Annotated in this window: 15 protein-coding genes; 12 read left to right on the top strand and 3 right to left on the bottom strand. The window is 52.3% G+C overall.

The features are described 5' to 3' along the window. Positions 1-11 precede the first annotated feature (11 nt). Both CFK45_RS09825 and CFK45_RS09830 read right to left on the bottom strand, forming a co-directional pair. The gene (locus CFK45_RS09825; protein WP_143247546.1) at positions 12-1,415 is read right to left on the bottom strand and encodes a tetratricopeptide repeat protein; all 1,404 of its coding nucleotides are present in this window, start codon (positions 1,413-1,415) and stop codon (positions 12-14) included. 74 nt (positions 1,416-1,489) lie between these two features. Next, on the bottom strand, positions 1,490-3,694 hold the full coding sequence (locus tag CFK45_RS09830; RefSeq protein ID WP_096086273.1) for a transglutaminase family protein: 2,205 nt from the start codon (positions 3,692-3,694) through the stop codon (positions 1,490-1,492). A 286-nt stretch (positions 3,695-3,980) separates the two neighbouring features. Here CFK45_RS09830 and CFK45_RS09835 point away from each other — a divergent pair, with 286 nt between their 5' ends. From CFK45_RS09835 to CFK45_RS09890, 12 genes are all read left to right on the top strand, one after another. Continuing rightward, positions 3,981-5,210: an argininosuccinate synthase gene (locus CFK45_RS09835; RefSeq protein WP_096086366.1), complete on the top strand. Its 1,230-nt coding sequence runs from the start codon at positions 3,981-3,983 to the stop codon at positions 5,208-5,210. A gap of 252 nt (positions 5,211-5,462) precedes the next feature. Next, positions 5,463-6,905, top strand: a complete 1,443-nt coding sequence (ccoN, locus tag CFK45_RS09840; RefSeq protein ID WP_096086274.1) for a cytochrome-c oxidase, cbb3-type subunit I — start codon at positions 5,463-5,465, stop codon at positions 6,903-6,905. 16 nt (positions 6,906-6,921) lie between these two features. Next, on the top strand, positions 6,922-7,533 hold the full coding sequence (gene ccoO / locus CFK45_RS09845) for a cytochrome-c oxidase, cbb3-type subunit II (RefSeq protein WP_096086275.1): 612 nt from the start codon (positions 6,922-6,924) through the stop codon (positions 7,531-7,533). A gap of 2 nt (positions 7,534-7,535) precedes the next feature. Continuing rightward, positions 7,536-7,724 (top strand): cbb3-type cytochrome oxidase subunit 3, encoded by a 189-nt coding sequence (locus CFK45_RS09850; protein WP_096086276.1) that lies wholly within the window; start codon positions 7,536-7,538, stop codon positions 7,722-7,724. A 2-nt stretch (positions 7,725-7,726) separates the two neighbouring features. Then, a complete protein-coding gene (gene ccoP, locus CFK45_RS09855; RefSeq protein WP_192870753.1) occupies positions 7,727-8,620 on the top strand; it encodes a cytochrome-c oxidase, cbb3-type subunit III in 894 nt (297 codons plus the stop codon). Between the two features lie 164 nt (positions 8,621-8,784). Beyond that, entirely contained in the window at positions 8,785-10,224 is a 1,440-nt protein-coding gene (ccoG, locus tag CFK45_RS09860) for a cytochrome c oxidase accessory protein CcoG (RefSeq protein WP_096086277.1), read from the top strand. A 21-nt stretch (positions 10,225-10,245) separates the two neighbouring features. Continuing rightward, on the top strand, positions 10,246-10,752 hold the full coding sequence (locus CFK45_RS09865) for a FixH family protein (protein ID WP_096086278.1): 507 nt from the start codon (positions 10,246-10,248) through the stop codon (positions 10,750-10,752). A gap of 8 nt (positions 10,753-10,760) precedes the next feature. Continuing rightward, positions 10,761-13,166: a heavy metal translocating P-type ATPase gene (locus CFK45_RS09870; RefSeq protein ID WP_096086279.1), complete on the top strand. Its 2,406-nt coding sequence runs from the start codon at positions 10,761-10,763 to the stop codon at positions 13,164-13,166. Between the two features lie 186 nt (positions 13,167-13,352). Further along, entirely contained in the window at positions 13,353-13,514 is a 162-nt protein-coding gene (gene ccoS / locus CFK45_RS09875; RefSeq protein ID WP_096086280.1) for a cbb3-type cytochrome oxidase assembly protein CcoS, read from the top strand. Further along, positions 13,511-14,362, top strand: coding sequence for a sulfite exporter TauE/SafE family protein (locus CFK45_RS09880; protein ID WP_096086281.1), 852 nt, complete (start codon positions 13,511-13,513; stop codon positions 14,360-14,362). Before ccoS ends, CFK45_RS09880 begins: the two co-directional genes overlap by 4 nt. A gap of 9 nt (positions 14,363-14,371) precedes the next feature. Then, on the top strand, positions 14,372-14,758 hold the full coding sequence (gene gloA, locus CFK45_RS09885) for a lactoylglutathione lyase (protein WP_096086282.1): 387 nt from the start codon (positions 14,372-14,374) through the stop codon (positions 14,756-14,758). Between the two features lie 35 nt (positions 14,759-14,793). Further along, positions 14,794-15,411 carry a ParA family protein gene (locus tag CFK45_RS09890; protein ID WP_096086283.1) on the top strand — a complete coding sequence of 206 codons (618 nt, stop codon included), beginning with the start codon at positions 14,794-14,796 and terminating at the stop codon, positions 15,409-15,411. A gap of 117 nt (positions 15,412-15,528) precedes the next feature. Here CFK45_RS09890 and CFK45_RS09895 read toward each other — a convergent pair whose 3' ends face one another. Next, entirely contained in the window at positions 15,529-15,855 is a 327-nt protein-coding gene (locus CFK45_RS09895) for a type II toxin-antitoxin system HicB family antitoxin (RefSeq protein ID WP_096086284.1), read from the bottom strand. Between the last annotated feature and the right edge of the window lie 8 nt (positions 15,856-15,863).

The following is a 15,863-nucleotide window of genomic DNA, read 5'->3' on the forward strand; positions in this document are numbered from 1 at the left end:
TTTCTCGCGTTTTAACCTTCATAGCGCTGAATGCTGTTTTGTGCGCCCGAACTCGGCGCTTCGCTAAGCAGCTGGGCCCACCAGCGCCGCATGCTGAGATGGTTGATTTTTTCCTTACTTAGTTTGCGCATCTTGGCTTTAGCAGCTTCGATATCACCATTGTTGGCCAGCTGCAGAGCCTGATAATAACTCAGTTCATTTTTGCTGCAGGCTTCGCCGCTAATACTTTTGAGTTCGGCTGTCGGTGTTCGATAGAGCTCGCTAAGTTCAGAAAAGCGCTGGCGCTCAGTTGTGCTCAGCTGCTGCTGTGAATACTGAAAAATCTCCCGGTAGTCTCGCTCCGATAGCGCCAGTAAATAAAACGCGCTCAGATTAAAAACACTGCCGCGACTTTGTAGGTCGGCCACAAGAAAATTGTCGAGAAACTGCTCGGCCCGCTCCTGGCTTAAATCTTTTTGCCCCCGCAGTTCATACCAGAGTTTTAAGCTGCGATTGGCCGGGGTGTCGATGGCAGATTTTGGGTATTGATCAATTAATAAAAAAGCCTCGTCAAATTGAGACGAGAAAAACAAGGCGCTGTAGAGCGCGCGGACATTGTTGTTGTCCGGTTTTAGTTTATAGCTGCGCTGAGCTTCCATTAACGCCAGTGCGGGCATGCCGAGGGCGATGTAACTCTGGCTCGCCGCTAAACTGTAGCGGCTGTTTTGCGGCTGCTCGCGTGCGGCCAGGCTGAAATGATTGGCCGCTTGCTGCAGAAGTTGTTTTTCTGCGCCAGAGCAGCGCTTGGCAAAGGCCTGGCCGATATATATGCGGCCTTTTTCATAGGTGTATTGCGTGACCTTAGGGTTGAGATCTATGGCAATATCGATGCTGTGCAGGGCGTTGTTATACAGCTCTTGGCGTTTAAAGAGCTCGGCGCTGAATAGCCAGTTTTGACTGTTGGCCGGGTTTTGCTCGGTTGCTCTAAGCGCGTGCTCAAGTTGCGTGTCCAGGTTTTGCTGATTCCTCTGGGCTCGTCGGTAACTAACATAGGCCGGGCTTGCGACCTCAGCTCGTGCCGCCGGGTGTAAACGGCGATATTGTTCCAACAGCGCAGCTTCGCTGATGCTGCTGTCATTGAGCGCAAGATCCAGCAGAGCTTGATAGTATTCGAGTCGATAACGGGCGTTGTGGGGCTGTGCACTTGTGGCGTATTCAAACTCTTTTACCGCGAGTTTGAGCTCGTCGATCGAACCGCTTTGCCCGAGCCAGCGCTGGTAGTGTTTGGCTGCGGATTCGGCGTAGGCGCCCGCGCTTTTTGGCTGTTTCTGTGGCTGAAGCTGACAGCCGCCAAGCATTGTCAGTGCTGTCAGCACAAACAGGCACAGGGCTTTTGGCCTCAGCTGGATAAGCTCTCTACGCTGTATGAGTTGCATGAGTTGTACCGGTTGCATAGCTTGCATGAACTGCGTAACAGCTGTGATCGGGCGGACGTTGCGATACAAAACGTTCACGGCTGGTAACCCAGGTCCTCAGCCTTGGCAAATGACGTAGCGCTATTTTCGATCTGCGAGTTAAAGCCTTGGGTGAGGCCGAGTACATACCAGGCTTCGCCATTTTGCTGCTGCGTCGCAACGGCTTGTTCGGCGCTGTTAAGGGCTTCACTAAAGCGGCCGGCTTCAAGCAGAGCTCGCGCTTGGGCAATTAAGCCCGGCGCTGTTCTGACCGCACTCGGCAGGGGTTCTGCTGCTTCCGCAAAGCTATTGCTGCTGTCTTCGAGCATTTTTACCAGCCATACAGGGCGCTGATCCAAAGCTTGCACGGCCTGGTAGTAGTCGCGATAGTCGGCCGCAGATAAGTCGAGCTCGTTTTTGCGAAAATCAAGTTCAAGCTTTAGTTGTTGGCCCTGTTGTTCACTGTGGTGATCTAGCGTAAACCACGGTGTGGCTAATGTGTCGGCGCTTTGCACCAGCGCCGGCAAGTAGTTTTTATCGGCTTCAAAGTTCAGATGCATGCCGAGGCTGTAACCGTGCGGCTCATAAAACGGCCATCTGCGCGATTCGGGCAGCGGCAGGCTGCTATAGCTGGAGAATAAGCGCAGCATCTGCGCCATGCTTGCCGCGTATTCGTCGAACTCAGTATCCCTTGTAAAACTGTAAGTAGCTTTGATAAGTACCGGTTTAAATAGCTCGTCGCTGTAAAGCAGCTGCGTTTCCATGCTGTCGTAGTTTGAAAACAAGCTGCCCATATATTGGTTCAGCGCGTTTTTTTTGTCGGAGTTGTGCGTCCACCAGCTGCGTGTATTCTGTTCGAGACTGCCGCTGAGTTTGATTTCCACATCGACTACTTGTTTAAGTTGATCGCGGCGGTAGTGAGCGCTCAGCTCGGCGCGATTTTCGCCAAGTTCCGGCATGTTTATTAGCTTGCCACCTTCGCCGTTGACGATCAGCACGTTCTGGCCTTTAAGGTAATTGCTGACCCCCGGAAAGAGCGCGCGGTCGCCGGTGCTGTCCATCCAGCGCAGCGTCGCGCGTGCATCGCTAATGTGCACAATCATGTGATCAAAAATCAGTGCGACAAGTTCGGTGTCGGATTGGCCGGCGTTGGGTGTTTCAATCAGGGCAGGGTAGGCTTCGACACCGAGCTGTTTTAACAGCGCCAGCGCCAGTACGGTTTGATCTTTGCAGTCTCCGTAGCTCGCGTCGATTACCTTATCCGGGAAGTGAGGTTCGTAGCCGCCGCGCCCGAGGTGGGCAAATACGTAGCGCACATTGTTTTGCAAGTAGGCGTAGACGGCTCGTATTTTATCGTCGACGCTGGCGTTTTCGGCAATTCCCAACTGCGCGGCTGTCGCGCGCAATTTATCGCTGGGCGCAAGCTTGTCGGCGACCTTGTGCCAGGTCCAGGCATCGACCAGTGACCAATCTTTTTGGTTGCTCAGCGTCAACGCGGGAATGATGCGTTTGGACGGCGGCATCCAGTCTTCGGCTTTGATTGCCGCGACGTCGCTGAGTTGCCAGCGGTAGTGCGTAACAGCGCCGCGGCTGCGTTTTGTGTTTTTGCCATCAAAGCCCGCTTGAGTTTGCCAGTACAGTGGCTGATTTTTGGGCGCGCTGATATCGAAGTCGTAGTGGTGAACAAAGTCGGCGCGCCAGCTGTCGTTGCCGGCGGTGCTCTGAAACCAGTGCGGTGTTGCGCTGGTGGCATAGAGGCCCGGCAGAGCGATGATTTTGCTTTTGCGCGAATACTGGAACTCCAACACGCTGCCCGGTTTAATGTCGGGCAGGCTAAAAACCAGCTCACTGCGATCGGAATAAAAATCCTGGCCGCCGCCGGTCACACGCCGCTGAATAGCGTCTTTGGCGACGGCGCTGATAACGCCTTCGCTGTTGATGCTGTTGGCAAAGTCGAGCTCGAGTTCGCTGTAGTAGTGGTTGTAGGCAATAACGAGGCGGCCGTAGTCGCGCGCGGCATCTAAATCGTTGACACGCACACTGACATAACTGCGGCTGTGCCAGTGGCCGTCTTGCCCTAGCTCTACTTTATTAATGGCGTAAAGCACTTCCGCGCCGAGGCCTTTTTGCGCAATGTTTTGTTGTTGGGGCAGCGGCGGGGCCAGGCGCTCGTCTGCAACGAGCTGTGTTTGAGTGGCGGCAATACAGTTAGTCAAACCCAGCCAAAATATGAAGAGGCTTGAGACCAGTATGCGAATCATAGGACTTCTCGTGGTTAGCGTGTTGCAGATGTCGATGCCGCCGTCGTTGCGCTAGATGCTGGCTAAGTTGCTGTGGCTTACTAAGTTTTTGGGCTTATAAGTTCTTGGGCTTAAATGCTAACGCTGCCGGCTTGTTTAGTTTTTAGACCGGCGCAGACAATACCAGAAAGCATTGGCGTGACAAACTGTTGGCCTCGAGTCTTTCGACAGTGGTCTCAGAGGGGCTTTATCGCTATAATCCGCGCCGCATAAGACTTTGTACAATATTTGAACTTGTGGGGTGGCGATGTCCTCTTCAGTAAAAAAAGTCGTGCTCGCTTATAGTGGCGGCCTCGACACGTCGGTCATTGTTAAATGGCTTCAAGAAACCTACAACTGCGAAGTTGTAACCTTCACTGCCGATATCGGCCAGGGTGAAGAGGTTGAACCGGCGCGCGCCAAAGCCGAAGCGCTCGGCGTTAAAGAAATTTATATCGACGATTTGCGTGAAGAGTTTGTTCGCGACTACGTATTCCCGATGTTTCGCTCCAATGCCATTTATGAAGGCGAATATTTGCTGGGTACCTCCATTGCCCGGCCACTTATTGCCAAGCGCCTGATCGAAATCGCCAATGAGACCGGCGCCGATGCAATCAGTCACGGCGCAACCGGTAAAGGCAATGACCAGGTTCGTTTTGAACTTGGCGCCTATGCCTTAAAACCCGGTATTCAAGTGATTGCGCCGTGGCGCGAATGGGATTTGAGCTCGCGCGAAACGCTGATGGCCTATTGTGAAGAGCACAATATTCCGGTCGACTTTGCCAACGCAAAGAAAAAGTCGCCGTATTCTATGGATGCCAACTTGCTGCATATCAGCTACGAAGGCGATTTGTTAGAAGATCCGTGGAACGAAGCCGAAGAGGATATGTGGCGTTGGTCGGTGGCCCCTGAAGCGGCGCCGGACAAAGCTGAATACCTTGAGATCTCTTTCCGTAACGGCGATCCGGTTGCCATCGACGGTGTTGAAATGAGCCCGGCAACTTTGCTTGAGGCCTTAAATAAGCGCGGCGGTGCCAACGGTGTCGGCCGTTTGGACATCGTTGAAAACCGCTATGTCGGTATGAAAAGCCGCGGCTGTTATGAAACCCCTGGCGGTACGATTTTGCTCAAGGCGCGCCGCGCCATTGAGAGCCTGTGCTTAGATCGCGAAGCTGCACACTTAAAAGACAGCATCATGCCGAAGTATGCCGAGCTGGTTTACAACGGTTACTGGTGGAGCCCAGAGCGCAAAATGTTGCAGGCCTTGATCGACGAGAGCCAAAACGTTGTCAATGGCGATGTGCGCGTCAAACTCTATAAAGGTGCGGTCAGTGTGGTTGGTCGCCGCTCCGATGACAGTTTGTTTGACGAGAAAATAGCGACCTTTGAAGACGACGCCGGCGCCTACAATCAGAAAGACGCCGAGGGTTTTATCAAACTGAACTCGCTGCGCTTGCGTATTGCTTCGCAGAAAGGTCGCGATTTACTCGACGACTAACGGCGTAAACAGGCAGCAAGATGCACTTGATTAAGATCAAAAAAATCGAGTGCGTCTTATTTATAGTTGCTGCAAAATGGCGCCCGCTTCGTCGACCGCACTTGCTTTGCTTGGTGTGAGTTGAGAGGCTAGCCATATCCCACCGCTGCTGGCCGGGGCACGAAGCCCCGACGCTTAGGCCGCGGTTTATTTACTTTGGTGGCCGCAAGGCGCTTACAAAACAATTATTAATCTAAAACCTGGGAAGTTGATATGACGAGTGAAGCATCTGCTGCTCAATCTGAAGTCACATACAACTACGATGTGGTGCGTAAATTTACTGTTATGACAGTAATCTGGGGCATTGTCGGCATGGCCGTCGGTGTGCTGCTCGCCGCTCAGTTGGTCTGGCCTGAGCTCAATGACATTCTGCAACCTTATACGCACTTTGGCCGCTTGCGCCCTCTGCATACCAATGCAGTTATTTTTGCTTTTGGTGGCTGTGCGCTGTTCGCGACCTCGTATTATGTGGTGCAGCGAACTTGTCAGGCCAAGCTTTGGGGCGGCCCCTTAATCCCGTTTACGTTTTGGGGCTGGCAGTTAGTCATTGTTTTGGCTGCCATCACCTTGCCTATGGGTTATACCTCGGCCAAAGAATACGCCGAGCTTGAATGGCCCATCGACATTCTTATTACCCTGGTTTGGGTTGCCTACGCGGCCGTGTTTTTTGGCACCATCGTCAAGCGCAAGACTTCCCACATCTATGTTGCAAACTGGTTCTTTGGTGCCTTTATTGTCACCGTAGCCGTGCTGCACGTGGTGAACTCGATGGCGGTTCCCGTTGCCGGTATGTTGAAGTCTTATTCTATGTACGCAGGTGCTATGGATGCGATGATCCAGTGGTGGTACGGTCACAATGCGGTCGGTTTCTTCCTGACTGCGGGCTTTCTCGGCATTATGTACTACTTCGTACCTAAGCAAGCCGAGCGCCCGGTTTACTCTTACCAGCTGTCCATCGTTCACTTCTGGGCGCTGATTTCTATCTACGTTTGGGCCGGTGCTCACCACCTGCACTACAGTGCTCTGCCAGACTGGGCTCAGACCCTCGGCATGGTTATGTCGCTGATCCTCTTGGCGCCTAGCTGGGGCGGCATGATCAACGGTGTGCTGACATTAAGTGGCGCGTGGCACAAACTGCGCACCGATCCTACTTTGCGTTTCCTGGTTGTCTCGCTGTCTTTTTACGGTATGTCTACCTTCGAAGGCCCGATGATGTCGATCAAGACTGTCAACGCGCTGAGCCACAACACCGACTGGACCATCGGTCACGTACACTCCGGCGCCTTAGGCTGGGTGGCGATGATTTCTATCGGTGCTTGTTACCACCTGATTCCTCACCTGTTTAATCGCAAAGAGATGTGGTCTGTACCACTGGTTAATGTTCACTTCTGGTTGGCAACTATCGGTACTGTGCTGTACATCGCTTCTATGTGGGTAAACGGCCTGCTGCAAGGTCTGATGTGGCGCGCCTTTAACAGCGATGGCTCGCTGACTTACAGCTTTGTTGAGTCTCTGGAAGCGAGCTACCCGGGGTACTTTGTGCGCTTTGTTGGCGGTGCGTTTTTCCTCGCCGGTATGGTACTGATGGCTTACAACATGTACCGCACCATCGAAGACGACAAAAAAGAAGCAGCGCCTGCTGCGCAAGCGGCTTAAGAGGGAAGACTGATCAATGAAAAATCATGACATCGTCGAAAAGAATATCGGCCTGTTGGTATTGCTGACGGTCTTTGCGATCAGCTTTGGTGCCCTGGTTGAAATCGTGCCTCAGTTTTACCTGAAGGAAACCACTGAGCCGGTTGAGGGTTTAAAACCTTTAAGTGCGGTTGAGCTCGAAGGTCGCGATATTTACATTCGCGAAGGCTGCCACGTGTGTCACACGCAGATGGTTCGCCCACTTCGCGCTGAAGTTGAGCGCTATGGTCACTACAGTGTCGCCGGTGAAAGTGTTTATGAGCACCCGTTCTTGTGGGGCTCTAAGCGCACCGGGCCAGACCTCGCCCGTGTAGGCGGCCGTTACTCTGACACCTGGCACAAAGCGCATTTGTACAACCCGCGCAATGTTGTGCCCGAGTCAAATATGCCGGAATTCCCTTGGTTGTTTGATGCCGTGCTCGATGGTGAGCACACTGGCGCCAAGATGAAAGCCCTGCGCTCGGTCGGTGTTCCATATACCGATGACGACATTGCAGGCGCTCAAGCTGCAGTTAAAGGCACTACGGAGATCGATGCTCTGGTGGCCTATTTGCAGCAACTTGGCACCTTGCTGACTCACAAGCGTTAAGCATGGACATTAATACCGTTCGCGGCCTGTCGACCGTTTTTGTTTTTCTCGCCTTTATCGGTGTGTGCTGGTGGGCGTTTAGCCCCAAGCGCAAGAAAAAATTTGACGAGGCCGCAAATCTGCCATTTGCAGATGACGAACAATCACAACAAAGCGCTCGCAAAGAGAGCGAGCAGCATAGGGGCGAATAAACATGAGTACATTTTGGAGCCTGTGGATCATTGTCTTAACCCTGGCTTGTTTAGCCTTGGTTATCTGGGTGCTTTTTGCCAACCGCAAAGTCGCGGTGCGCGACGACCAAGATCCTGAAAACCGCACAACTGGCCACGTTTACGATGGCATTGAAGAATACGACAACCCGCTGCCGCGCTGGTGGTTCAATATGTTTATTGCCACCTTGATTTTTGGCGCGATCTGGCTGCTACTTTACCCGGGGCTCGGCTCGTGGAAGGGCCTGCTCGGCTGGACCTCGGTCGGCGAATTAAAAGCCGATCAGGAAAAAGCACTGGCCAGCTATGAGCAGAGCTACGGTGTGTTTAACCAAATGAGCGTCGAAGAGCTGATCGACAACCCCAAAGCGATGAAAATGGGCGCGCGCCTGTTCGCCAACAACTGCGCGGTTTGTCACGGTGCGGATGCCGGCGGTAACTTTGGTTTCCCCGATTTAAGTGACGGCGATTGGCTCTACGGCGGCAAGCCCGAACAAATTCGCGACAGCATTACCAATGGCCGCAACGGCGCCATGCCGCCGTGGGGTGCTATTCTCGGCGAAGCAAAAGTGGCCCAGGTTGCCGACTACGTGTTGAGCCTTAGCGGTGCCGAGCACGACGCTGCGTCAGCTGCTGACGGCGCCAGTGTTTTTGCGCAAAACTGTGCCGCTTGCCACGGTGCCGATGGCAAAGGCATGCACGCTTTGGGCGCGCCTAATTTAACCGACGATATCTGGCTCTACGACGGCAGTCGCGAAGGCATTATGCACAGCGTTCGCAACGGCCGCGCAAACCAGATGCCCGCGCAAAAAGACCTGCTGCGTGAAGATAAAATTCACGTGTTGACGGCGTATGTGTATTCGCTGTCTCAGGAATAAACAAGGTTAGAGATTGTCTGGGCCGCCTTATGCGGCCCTTTCTTGTTTAGGCTTATTCGTATCTCAATCAAGCCAAGTCTTGATTAAATAAGTCGGTCGCGTGCAGCGGCCACGCCCGCTGCGCCTGATCGCTAAAGCAACATGCAACACTCGGAGTTGTATCTGTGAGCGACACCAACGGCAAAGACAAAAAAAATACTGATAGTGAGATTCGTTACGTCAATGTTTACGAATCCGAAGCTAAGATTTATACCCGCAAAATTGGCGGTTTCTTCGCCAATATTCGCCGCTACACCGGCCTGCCATTAATTGCTGCATTTTTAATCCTGCCGTGGTTAGTTATCGACGGTCGCCCGGCGGTGTTTTTTGATCTTCCAACTCGCCAGTTTCACATCTTGTGGATGACCTTCTGGCCCCAGGATTTTATGCTGTTGGCCTGGGTTTTGATTATCGCCGCGTTTTTATTGTTCACGGTAACGGTATTGTTTGGCCGGGTGTGGTGCGGTTTTACCTGCCCGCAAACCGTGTGGACCTTGATGTACATTGCTGTTGGTCACTTTTTTGAAGGCGACAGGAACAAGCAGATCAAGCTCGACCAGCAGCCCTGGAGCTTTGAAAAAATTTGGCGCAAAGCCGGTAAACACTCAGTGTGGTTGCTGATTGCTTTTGTTACCGGCTTTACCTTTATTGGTTATTTTTATCCGGTTCGCGAATTGCTCATCGGTTTTGTGCCCATGCGCGATGCCGAAACCGGCATTATCGGTTTTTCAGCCCCGGCGCCGGCTATTTTCTGGACCTTGTTTTTCACCGGCATGACGTATTTAAACGCCGGCTGGCTGCGCGAGCAGGTCTGCAAATATATGTGTCCGTACGCGCGCTTTCAGAGTGTTATGTACGACAAAGATACGCTGGCGGTGCTTTACAATGAGAAGCGCGGTGAAAAGCGCGGGCCGCGCAAAAATAACAGTGATTATAAAAAAGAGGGGCTCGGCGATTGCATCGACTGCTCCTGGTGTGTGCAAGTGTGCCCGGTTGATATCGATATTCGCGACGGCGCCCAGTACGAGTGTATTAACTGCGGCCTGTGTGTCGATGCCTGCAATTCGGTAATGGACAAGCTCGGTTACGAAAAGAACCTGATCAGTTTTACTTCCGAAGATGCCATCGAAACCGGCCATACAAAAGTTGTGCGCCTGAGGGTGGTTGCTTACGCACTTACGGTAGTGGCGATGATCAGTGCCTTTACTTATGTTTTGGCCAATCGCAGCCCGGTTGGTGTGGATGTTATTCGCGATCGTGGTGCGCGTCTGTACCGTGTTCGCGGCCCCGAGATTCAAAACGTCTACACCATAAAAATTAATAATATGGATAACGTCGCCCACAGCTATGATGTTGAGGTCGAAGGCAAGTACCCGTTTGAAGTGCGAAAATACCGGCCAATGCAAGTTGAAGCCGGCGAAGTGTTTACCGTGCCTTTACGTGTGGTTGTGGCTAAAAACGCTTTAAAAAGTGAAAAAAGTAAAATGATGGTCACCGTTCGGTCGCGCGAAAACCCGGAAATAACTGCTCAGGAAGAGACCAACTTTATCGGCCCTGCGAAGTAGGCCCTAAGAGAACAATTGAGCATGATAAAAGACGAGATACACGAGGGCCCCTGGTACAAGCAGTTTTGGGCCTGGTTTATTTTGACTCCGCTACTGGTTGTGATCGCCGCGTCGTCGGTGATGGTAACTATTGCCTTTAAACAAAAGCAGGATGTCGTCAGCGACGATTATTATAAAATTGGCAAAATGATTAATCAGAGTTTTGACTCGCAGCAAGCTGCCAAGGCACTGGGTTTAAATGCTGAGCTGTATTTTGATAAAACGGCTATTGTTTTAAGCGCCTCGGGCAAAGAAGCGATTGCCGATGATGATTTATTGCTGTTTTTATCCCACCCCGTCGATGCCAAGCGCGACCACTATCTGACCTTGATACGCAGCGGTGAGAACACGTGGCAGGTGAATTTAAAGCAGGCATTAAGCGGGCGTTGGTATCTGCGCTTAAGTAGTCTCGATGATGCCGGTATAGAACGCTGGCGCATGCAGGGCGAAATAGATTTAGGCAATGCCGCCCGCGCCACACTGCATTAATTTTGAAGATGAGCGCTGAGCCTACGCTTGAACAATCGAGCTGTTTCCACTGTGGATTGCCCGCTGATGCACGCTATCACTGCGAGCTGGAAGGGCAGCGCCGCGAGTTCTGCTGCCACGCCTGTCTGGCGGTAAGCACGGCCATCGTCAGCGGTGGCCTCGGTGACTTTTATCGCTTTCGCGATCAGCAAAGTGAGCGTGCCGAAGATGAAAGCGAGCGCTTTGAAGCCTACGACGATGCCAATTTACAGCAGACTTTTGTCTGCGCCATCGACGAGCAGCACGCCAGGGTTGCGCTGCAGATCGGCGGTATTAGCTGCGCAGCCTGCGCCTGGCTTATTGAAAAACATCTCGAGCAGTTGCCGGGTGTGGATCAGGTTCGGGTGAATGTCAGTACTCACCGCTGTAGCCTGCGCTGGCATAAAAACGAGCAAAAACTCAGCGCTATTTTTACGGCATTAAAAAACATTGGCTACAAAGCTGCGCCGGCCAATGATGACGCCGCCGTCGCCCAGCGCAAAAAAGAGCGGCGCAATGCGCTGTTGCGCATCGGTGTGGCCGGGCTTGGCATGATGCAGGTGGGCATGGTGGGTTTTGCCCTTCACGCCGGTGATGCGCAGGGCATCGACGAGCATTTTCGTCACTTTCTGCGCTGGGTGTCTCTGATCTTTGCGATACCGGTTTTACTCTACAGCGCGCAGCCGTTTTTTCTCGGTGCCTGGCGCAGTTTGCGCTTAAAACACTTGAATATGGATGTGCCGGTCTCGCTCGCGCTCGGCCTGGCTTTTCTCGCCAGTGTGTTTGCGACACTTAACAATGCCGGCGAAGTGTATTTTGATTCGGTGTCGATGTTTACGTTTTTTCTGTTAATTGGCCGCTATTTGGAAATGCAGGCGCGCCATCGCAGTGCGCGCGAGACAGAAAAACTCAGCCAGCTGTTGCCGCTGTCGGTTGAGCGCCGCGCAAAAAATGGCGATCTGGAATTGCTGCCTTTAACTGCGGTTAAAGTAGGGGACAGGCTACACGTGCGCGCCGGTGAAGTTTTACCCTGCGATGGCAAGTTGCTGTCGGATTTAGCCATGCTCGACGAAGCGCTGTTAACCGGTGAATCTGATTTACAGACAAAAAACAGTGGCGCAAGTTTGCTGGCAGGTTCCGTGCTTGGTGAGCCATCCATTGATATTCAAGTCACGGCCTGCGCCGAGCAAACCCGCTTGGCGTCGGTGCAAGCGCTGCTTGAACAAGCGCTGAGCCAAAAACCCAAACAGCAGCAACTGGCCGATAAAGTTGCCGGGTATTTTGTCGCTGCGGTACTGCTGGTTTGTCTGAGTGTTTATCTCGGCTGGCTGTTTGTCGATGCAGACCGGGCATTCTGGGTGGCGCTGGCGGTACTGGTGGTGACTTGCCCCTGTGCCTTATCGCTGGCAACACCGGCGGCGCTCGCCGCCGGCTTAAATAAACTGCGCTCACTCGGTTTATTATTGATGACACCGGGGGCGCTAGAAACACTGCCGCAAATTAAGCATGTTGTACTCGATAAAACCGGAACCTTAACTCTGGGCCAGCCGAGCATTAGTGAGCTTCGGCTGTTGGATGCGCAGCAATACAGCGCGCAGCAGCTACTTGATATTGTTGCGGCGATGGAAAAACACAGCCGCCACCCCTTGGCCCAGGCGTTTAAACATATCGTCAGCCGCTGCGATGCTCGCGCGGTTAAGGCGTTTCCCGGGCAGGGCCTTGAAGCTGAGATCGATAACAAGCGCTTTCGTTTTGGGCGCGCAGATTTTGCCTGTTCAGCCGCGCCAACTGAGCCGGATCAGCGTCAGTGGCAACTGCTCAGTTGTGAAGGCCGGGCCCTGGCTTGGTTTGCGTTTGAAGACCCGGTGCGCCCCGGCTTAGGCGAGTTTGTTGCCTATGTTGAAAAACAGGGTTTGAAGCTCAGCGTATTAAGTGGTGACAGGCAGCGCCATGTTGATGCTTTTATCGATAAATACTTATCTGCGCATCGTTTTGAATGCCAGCTTGGCGATTTAAAGCCCGAGCAAAAACTGGCGCAGCTGCAACAATTGCGCCGCAAGGGCGAACCTGTGCTTATGCTCGGCGACGGTATTAACGACGTGCCGGTTCTCGGTGCGGCCGACCTGAGTGTGGCAATGCCGTCGGCGTCACAGCTTGCCAAAGTGAATGCCGATAGTGTCTTGCTTAACCCTCAGTTGACAACCTTGCTTGAAGCGATGCAATTTTCCGCGCGGGTAAAACGGGTAATTCGCCAAAACTTAAGTTGGGCGCTCGGTTATAATGCGCTGGCACTGCCTGCTGCGGCGCTGGGCTATATCCCGCCTTGGTTGGCGGCTATCGGCATGAGTTTAAGCTCGCTGGTGGTGGTGCTTAATTCACTGCGCCTGAGTCGCTAATATTCAAAGGCTCTATTTGTTACACCCGGTTTGTTACAGCCTGGGTGTTACAACCGTTTTAGAACACCCGGTTTATTGCGGCGGACATTGCAGCCAATTTATTGCGCCCAATAGCAACAAAAGCGGTGCGCCACAAAAGCCGGCGCTGAGCCTGTTGCATGCGTTACTGGATTCGAGATTAGGATAATGCAAAGTTTATTTATTCTTATTCCCCTGGCGATTGTCATCGTTGCAATTGCCGTTGGGGTATTTTTTTGGGCGGTAAAAAGTGGTCAATTTGATGATCTCGACACCGAAGGCAAACGCATTTTGTTTGACGACGAGAAAAAAGATAAGGAACAAAAATGAGTGTTGAGTTTTTGCTTTCAGCGCTGGTGCTCGGCCTGCTTGGCTCTGGGCACTGCATCGGCATGTGCGGGGGCATAGGTGCGGCGCTCGGTGTTGCCATCAAGGAAAAAAGTAAAGCAAAACACCTGCGACTGCTGCTGGCCTATAATTTTGGGCGCTTGAGTTCTTACGCACTGATCGGTGCTTTGATCGCGAGCTTGGGCATGTTTGCCGCGCCTCAGTACCTGCGTATTTTTGCCGCTGTTTTGCTGTTTTTAATGGCCCTGTATTTGGCCGGTGCAACCCAGGCTTTAAGCTGGCTGGAAAAAGCCGGCTCCGTGCTTTGGCGCCGCATTCAGCCGCTGAGCAAGGGCCTGTTGCCGGTGCACAACGACGCCCAGGCGCTGGCTTTGGGCATGCTCTGGGGCTGGTTGCCCTGCGGTTTAGTCTATTCGGCAGTGGCGATGGCTCTGGCTCAGGGCTCAGCACTTTCCGGCGCTTTGTATATGTTCTTTTTTGGTTTGGGCACCTTGCCGGCGGTTGTCGGTGGGGCGCTGGCGGCAACCGGACTCAACGCTTTTTTGCAAAAGCGCAAGCTGCGTTTATTTATGGCGTTGATGATGTTTATTTTTGCTCTGTGGACACTCTGGGGTAGCTTGGGCCACGGCGATCACAGCGCTCATGCTGGCCACGGCAGTCACGGTGCAAGCGATGCGCATCACGGCCATATGATGCACGAGGGGCACGAGACCATGATCGATAAACAACACTTTGAGCAGCTGGACAGCGAAGCGCAAGCGACGCACACTGAAGACCACGATATGGACCACGATATGGACCACGATATGGATCATCACAACCACCACTGAGGGTTTATTATGCGTTTATTACATACGATGTTGCGTGTTCGCGACCTCGAGGCTTCACTGAGTTTTTATACCGATGTGCTCGGCATGCGCCTGCTCAGAAAAAAAGACTATCCCGGCGGTAAGTTTACCCTCGCGTTTGTTGGTTATCAGGATGAAAAAGACGGCGCTGCGATTGAGCTTACTCACAACTGGGATGTCGATGACTATGAGCTCGGCAATGCCTATGGTCATATAGCCATTGCTGTTGACGATGTTTGTGCCGCCTGTGAGCGAATAAAAGCCGCCGGCGGTAAGGTGACTCGTGAAGCCGGCCCGATGAAAGAGAGCACGACGGTGCTCGCTTTTGTAGAGGACCCGGACGGCTACAAAATTGAGCTCTTGACCGAAAAAGAATAAAAAATAATAAAAAAAGAATAAAACAGGCGCTCACCATGGATCAGGTGTTTGTTGTAAACCCAAAGGGCGGTTGCGGTAAAACCACCATCGCCACCCACTTAGCTGCGTATTATGCCAATGCGGGCAGGGCGGTATTGCTGGCTGATCACGATGCGCAAAAAAGCAGCAGTGATTGGCTGGCATCGCGCCCTTCAAGTTGTGCGCCGATTCTTTGTGAAGTACTTGAAGCCGAGCAAGTGCCTCAAGTAAATCAAGCAAGTCTAATTATTCACGATATGCCTGCTGCCTATGGGCTTAAGGATTTTTCTTATATTGCCAAAGCCGGCGATCGAATTTTGATTCCGGTATTATCGTCGCCAACCGATATTAAAGCCTGCCTGCGTTTTATTATGGCGCTTAACCGCGAAGGTTTAATGGATGTCGGCATGCAGGTGGGTTTTATTGCCAACAAGGTTCGCCGTCACACCGCTTATTTTTCCGTTCTCGATGAATTTTTGCAGCGCGTAGACTTGCCCCTGGTTGGCGAAATATACGATAGCCAACACTATATTCGCCTGATGGATAAAGGGCTTAGTTTATTTGATTTAAAAACAGCTAAGCTGCGAGCGGAGCAAGAGCGTTGGGGCCAGATATTTAGTTGGCTTTCTTTGTAACTCGTTAGTTTTTTGTTCTTTGCGCTTTACTCACCGAAAGTGGGCACCGCGGGAGTTTGTACATCTATCCTTGGAAACTTCGCCGCAGTGCATGTCCGGTAGATTTTATTGTCACATTTAACTCAGCTTGCTGGAGACAAGGCGGTTTAAGCTTACACCTGACTCCGCAGCTTTTATTGCGAGCATGCGGTGAGTCTCGGGAGGAACACGAACCATGAACTTACCACTGTAGTGTTTAATTGAGATTGGCTCTGGAACGGCCTCATCGTTTGAGAGCATGTCAGATAAACAATCTTGAACTAAGTTTCTAATACCGGCCAGTGCAGCCTCAGGAGTTTCCTCAAGCCAGCTAAGACTTGGAAACTCCGCGCATAAACCAACATGTTCTTGGTCTTCTTCAGACCAAGTAACACGGTATGTGTAGCGATCGATTTCTTTAGCCATTTTCTACC

Origin of the sequence: Agaribacterium haliotis, assembly GCF_002312815.1 — a bacterium.
GTDB classification, from domain to species: domain Bacteria; phylum Pseudomonadota; class Gammaproteobacteria; order Pseudomonadales; family Cellvibrionaceae; genus Agaribacterium; species Agaribacterium haliotis.

Excerpts from the sequence above, each read along its gene's own strand:
- CFK45_RS09825 (WP_143247546.1), bottom strand. The coding sequence starts at position 1,415 with ATGCAACTCATACAGCGTAGAGAGCTTATCCAGCTGAGGCCAAAAGCC.
- CFK45_RS09830 (WP_096086273.1), bottom strand. The coding sequence starts at position 3,694 with ATGATTCGCATACTGGTCTCAAGCCTCTTCATATTTTGGCTGGGTTTG.
- CFK45_RS09835 (WP_096086366.1), top strand. The coding sequence starts at position 3,981 with ATGTCCTCTTCAGTAAAAAAAGTCGTGCTCGCTTATAGTGGCGGCCTC.
- ccoN (WP_096086274.1), top strand. The coding sequence starts at position 5,463 with ATGACGAGTGAAGCATCTGCTGCTCAATCTGAAGTCACATACAACTAC.
- ccoO (WP_096086275.1), top strand. The coding sequence starts at position 6,922 with ATGAAAAATCATGACATCGTCGAAAAGAATATCGGCCTGTTGGTATTG.
- CFK45_RS09850 (WP_096086276.1), top strand. The coding sequence starts at position 7,536 with ATGGACATTAATACCGTTCGCGGCCTGTCGACCGTTTTTGTTTTTCTC.
- ccoP (WP_192870753.1), top strand. The coding sequence starts at position 7,727 with ATGAGTACATTTTGGAGCCTGTGGATCATTGTCTTAACCCTGGCTTGT.
- CFK45_RS09865 (WP_096086278.1), top strand. The coding sequence starts at position 10,246 with ATGATAAAAGACGAGATACACGAGGGCCCCTGGTACAAGCAGTTTTGG.
- CFK45_RS09870 (WP_096086279.1), top strand. The coding sequence starts at position 10,761 with ATGAGCGCTGAGCCTACGCTTGAACAATCGAGCTGTTTCCACTGTGGA.
- ccoS (WP_096086280.1), top strand. The coding sequence starts at position 13,353 with ATGCAAAGTTTATTTATTCTTATTCCCCTGGCGATTGTCATCGTTGCA.
- CFK45_RS09880 (WP_096086281.1), top strand. The coding sequence starts at position 13,511 with ATGAGTGTTGAGTTTTTGCTTTCAGCGCTGGTGCTCGGCCTGCTTGGC.
- gloA (WP_096086282.1), top strand. The coding sequence starts at position 14,372 with ATGCGTTTATTACATACGATGTTGCGTGTTCGCGACCTCGAGGCTTCA.
- CFK45_RS09890 (WP_096086283.1), top strand. The coding sequence starts at position 14,794 with ATGGATCAGGTGTTTGTTGTAAACCCAAAGGGCGGTTGCGGTAAAACC.
- CFK45_RS09895 (WP_096086284.1), bottom strand. The coding sequence starts at position 15,855 with ATGGCTAAAGAAATCGATCGCTACACATACCGTGTTACTTGGTCTGAA.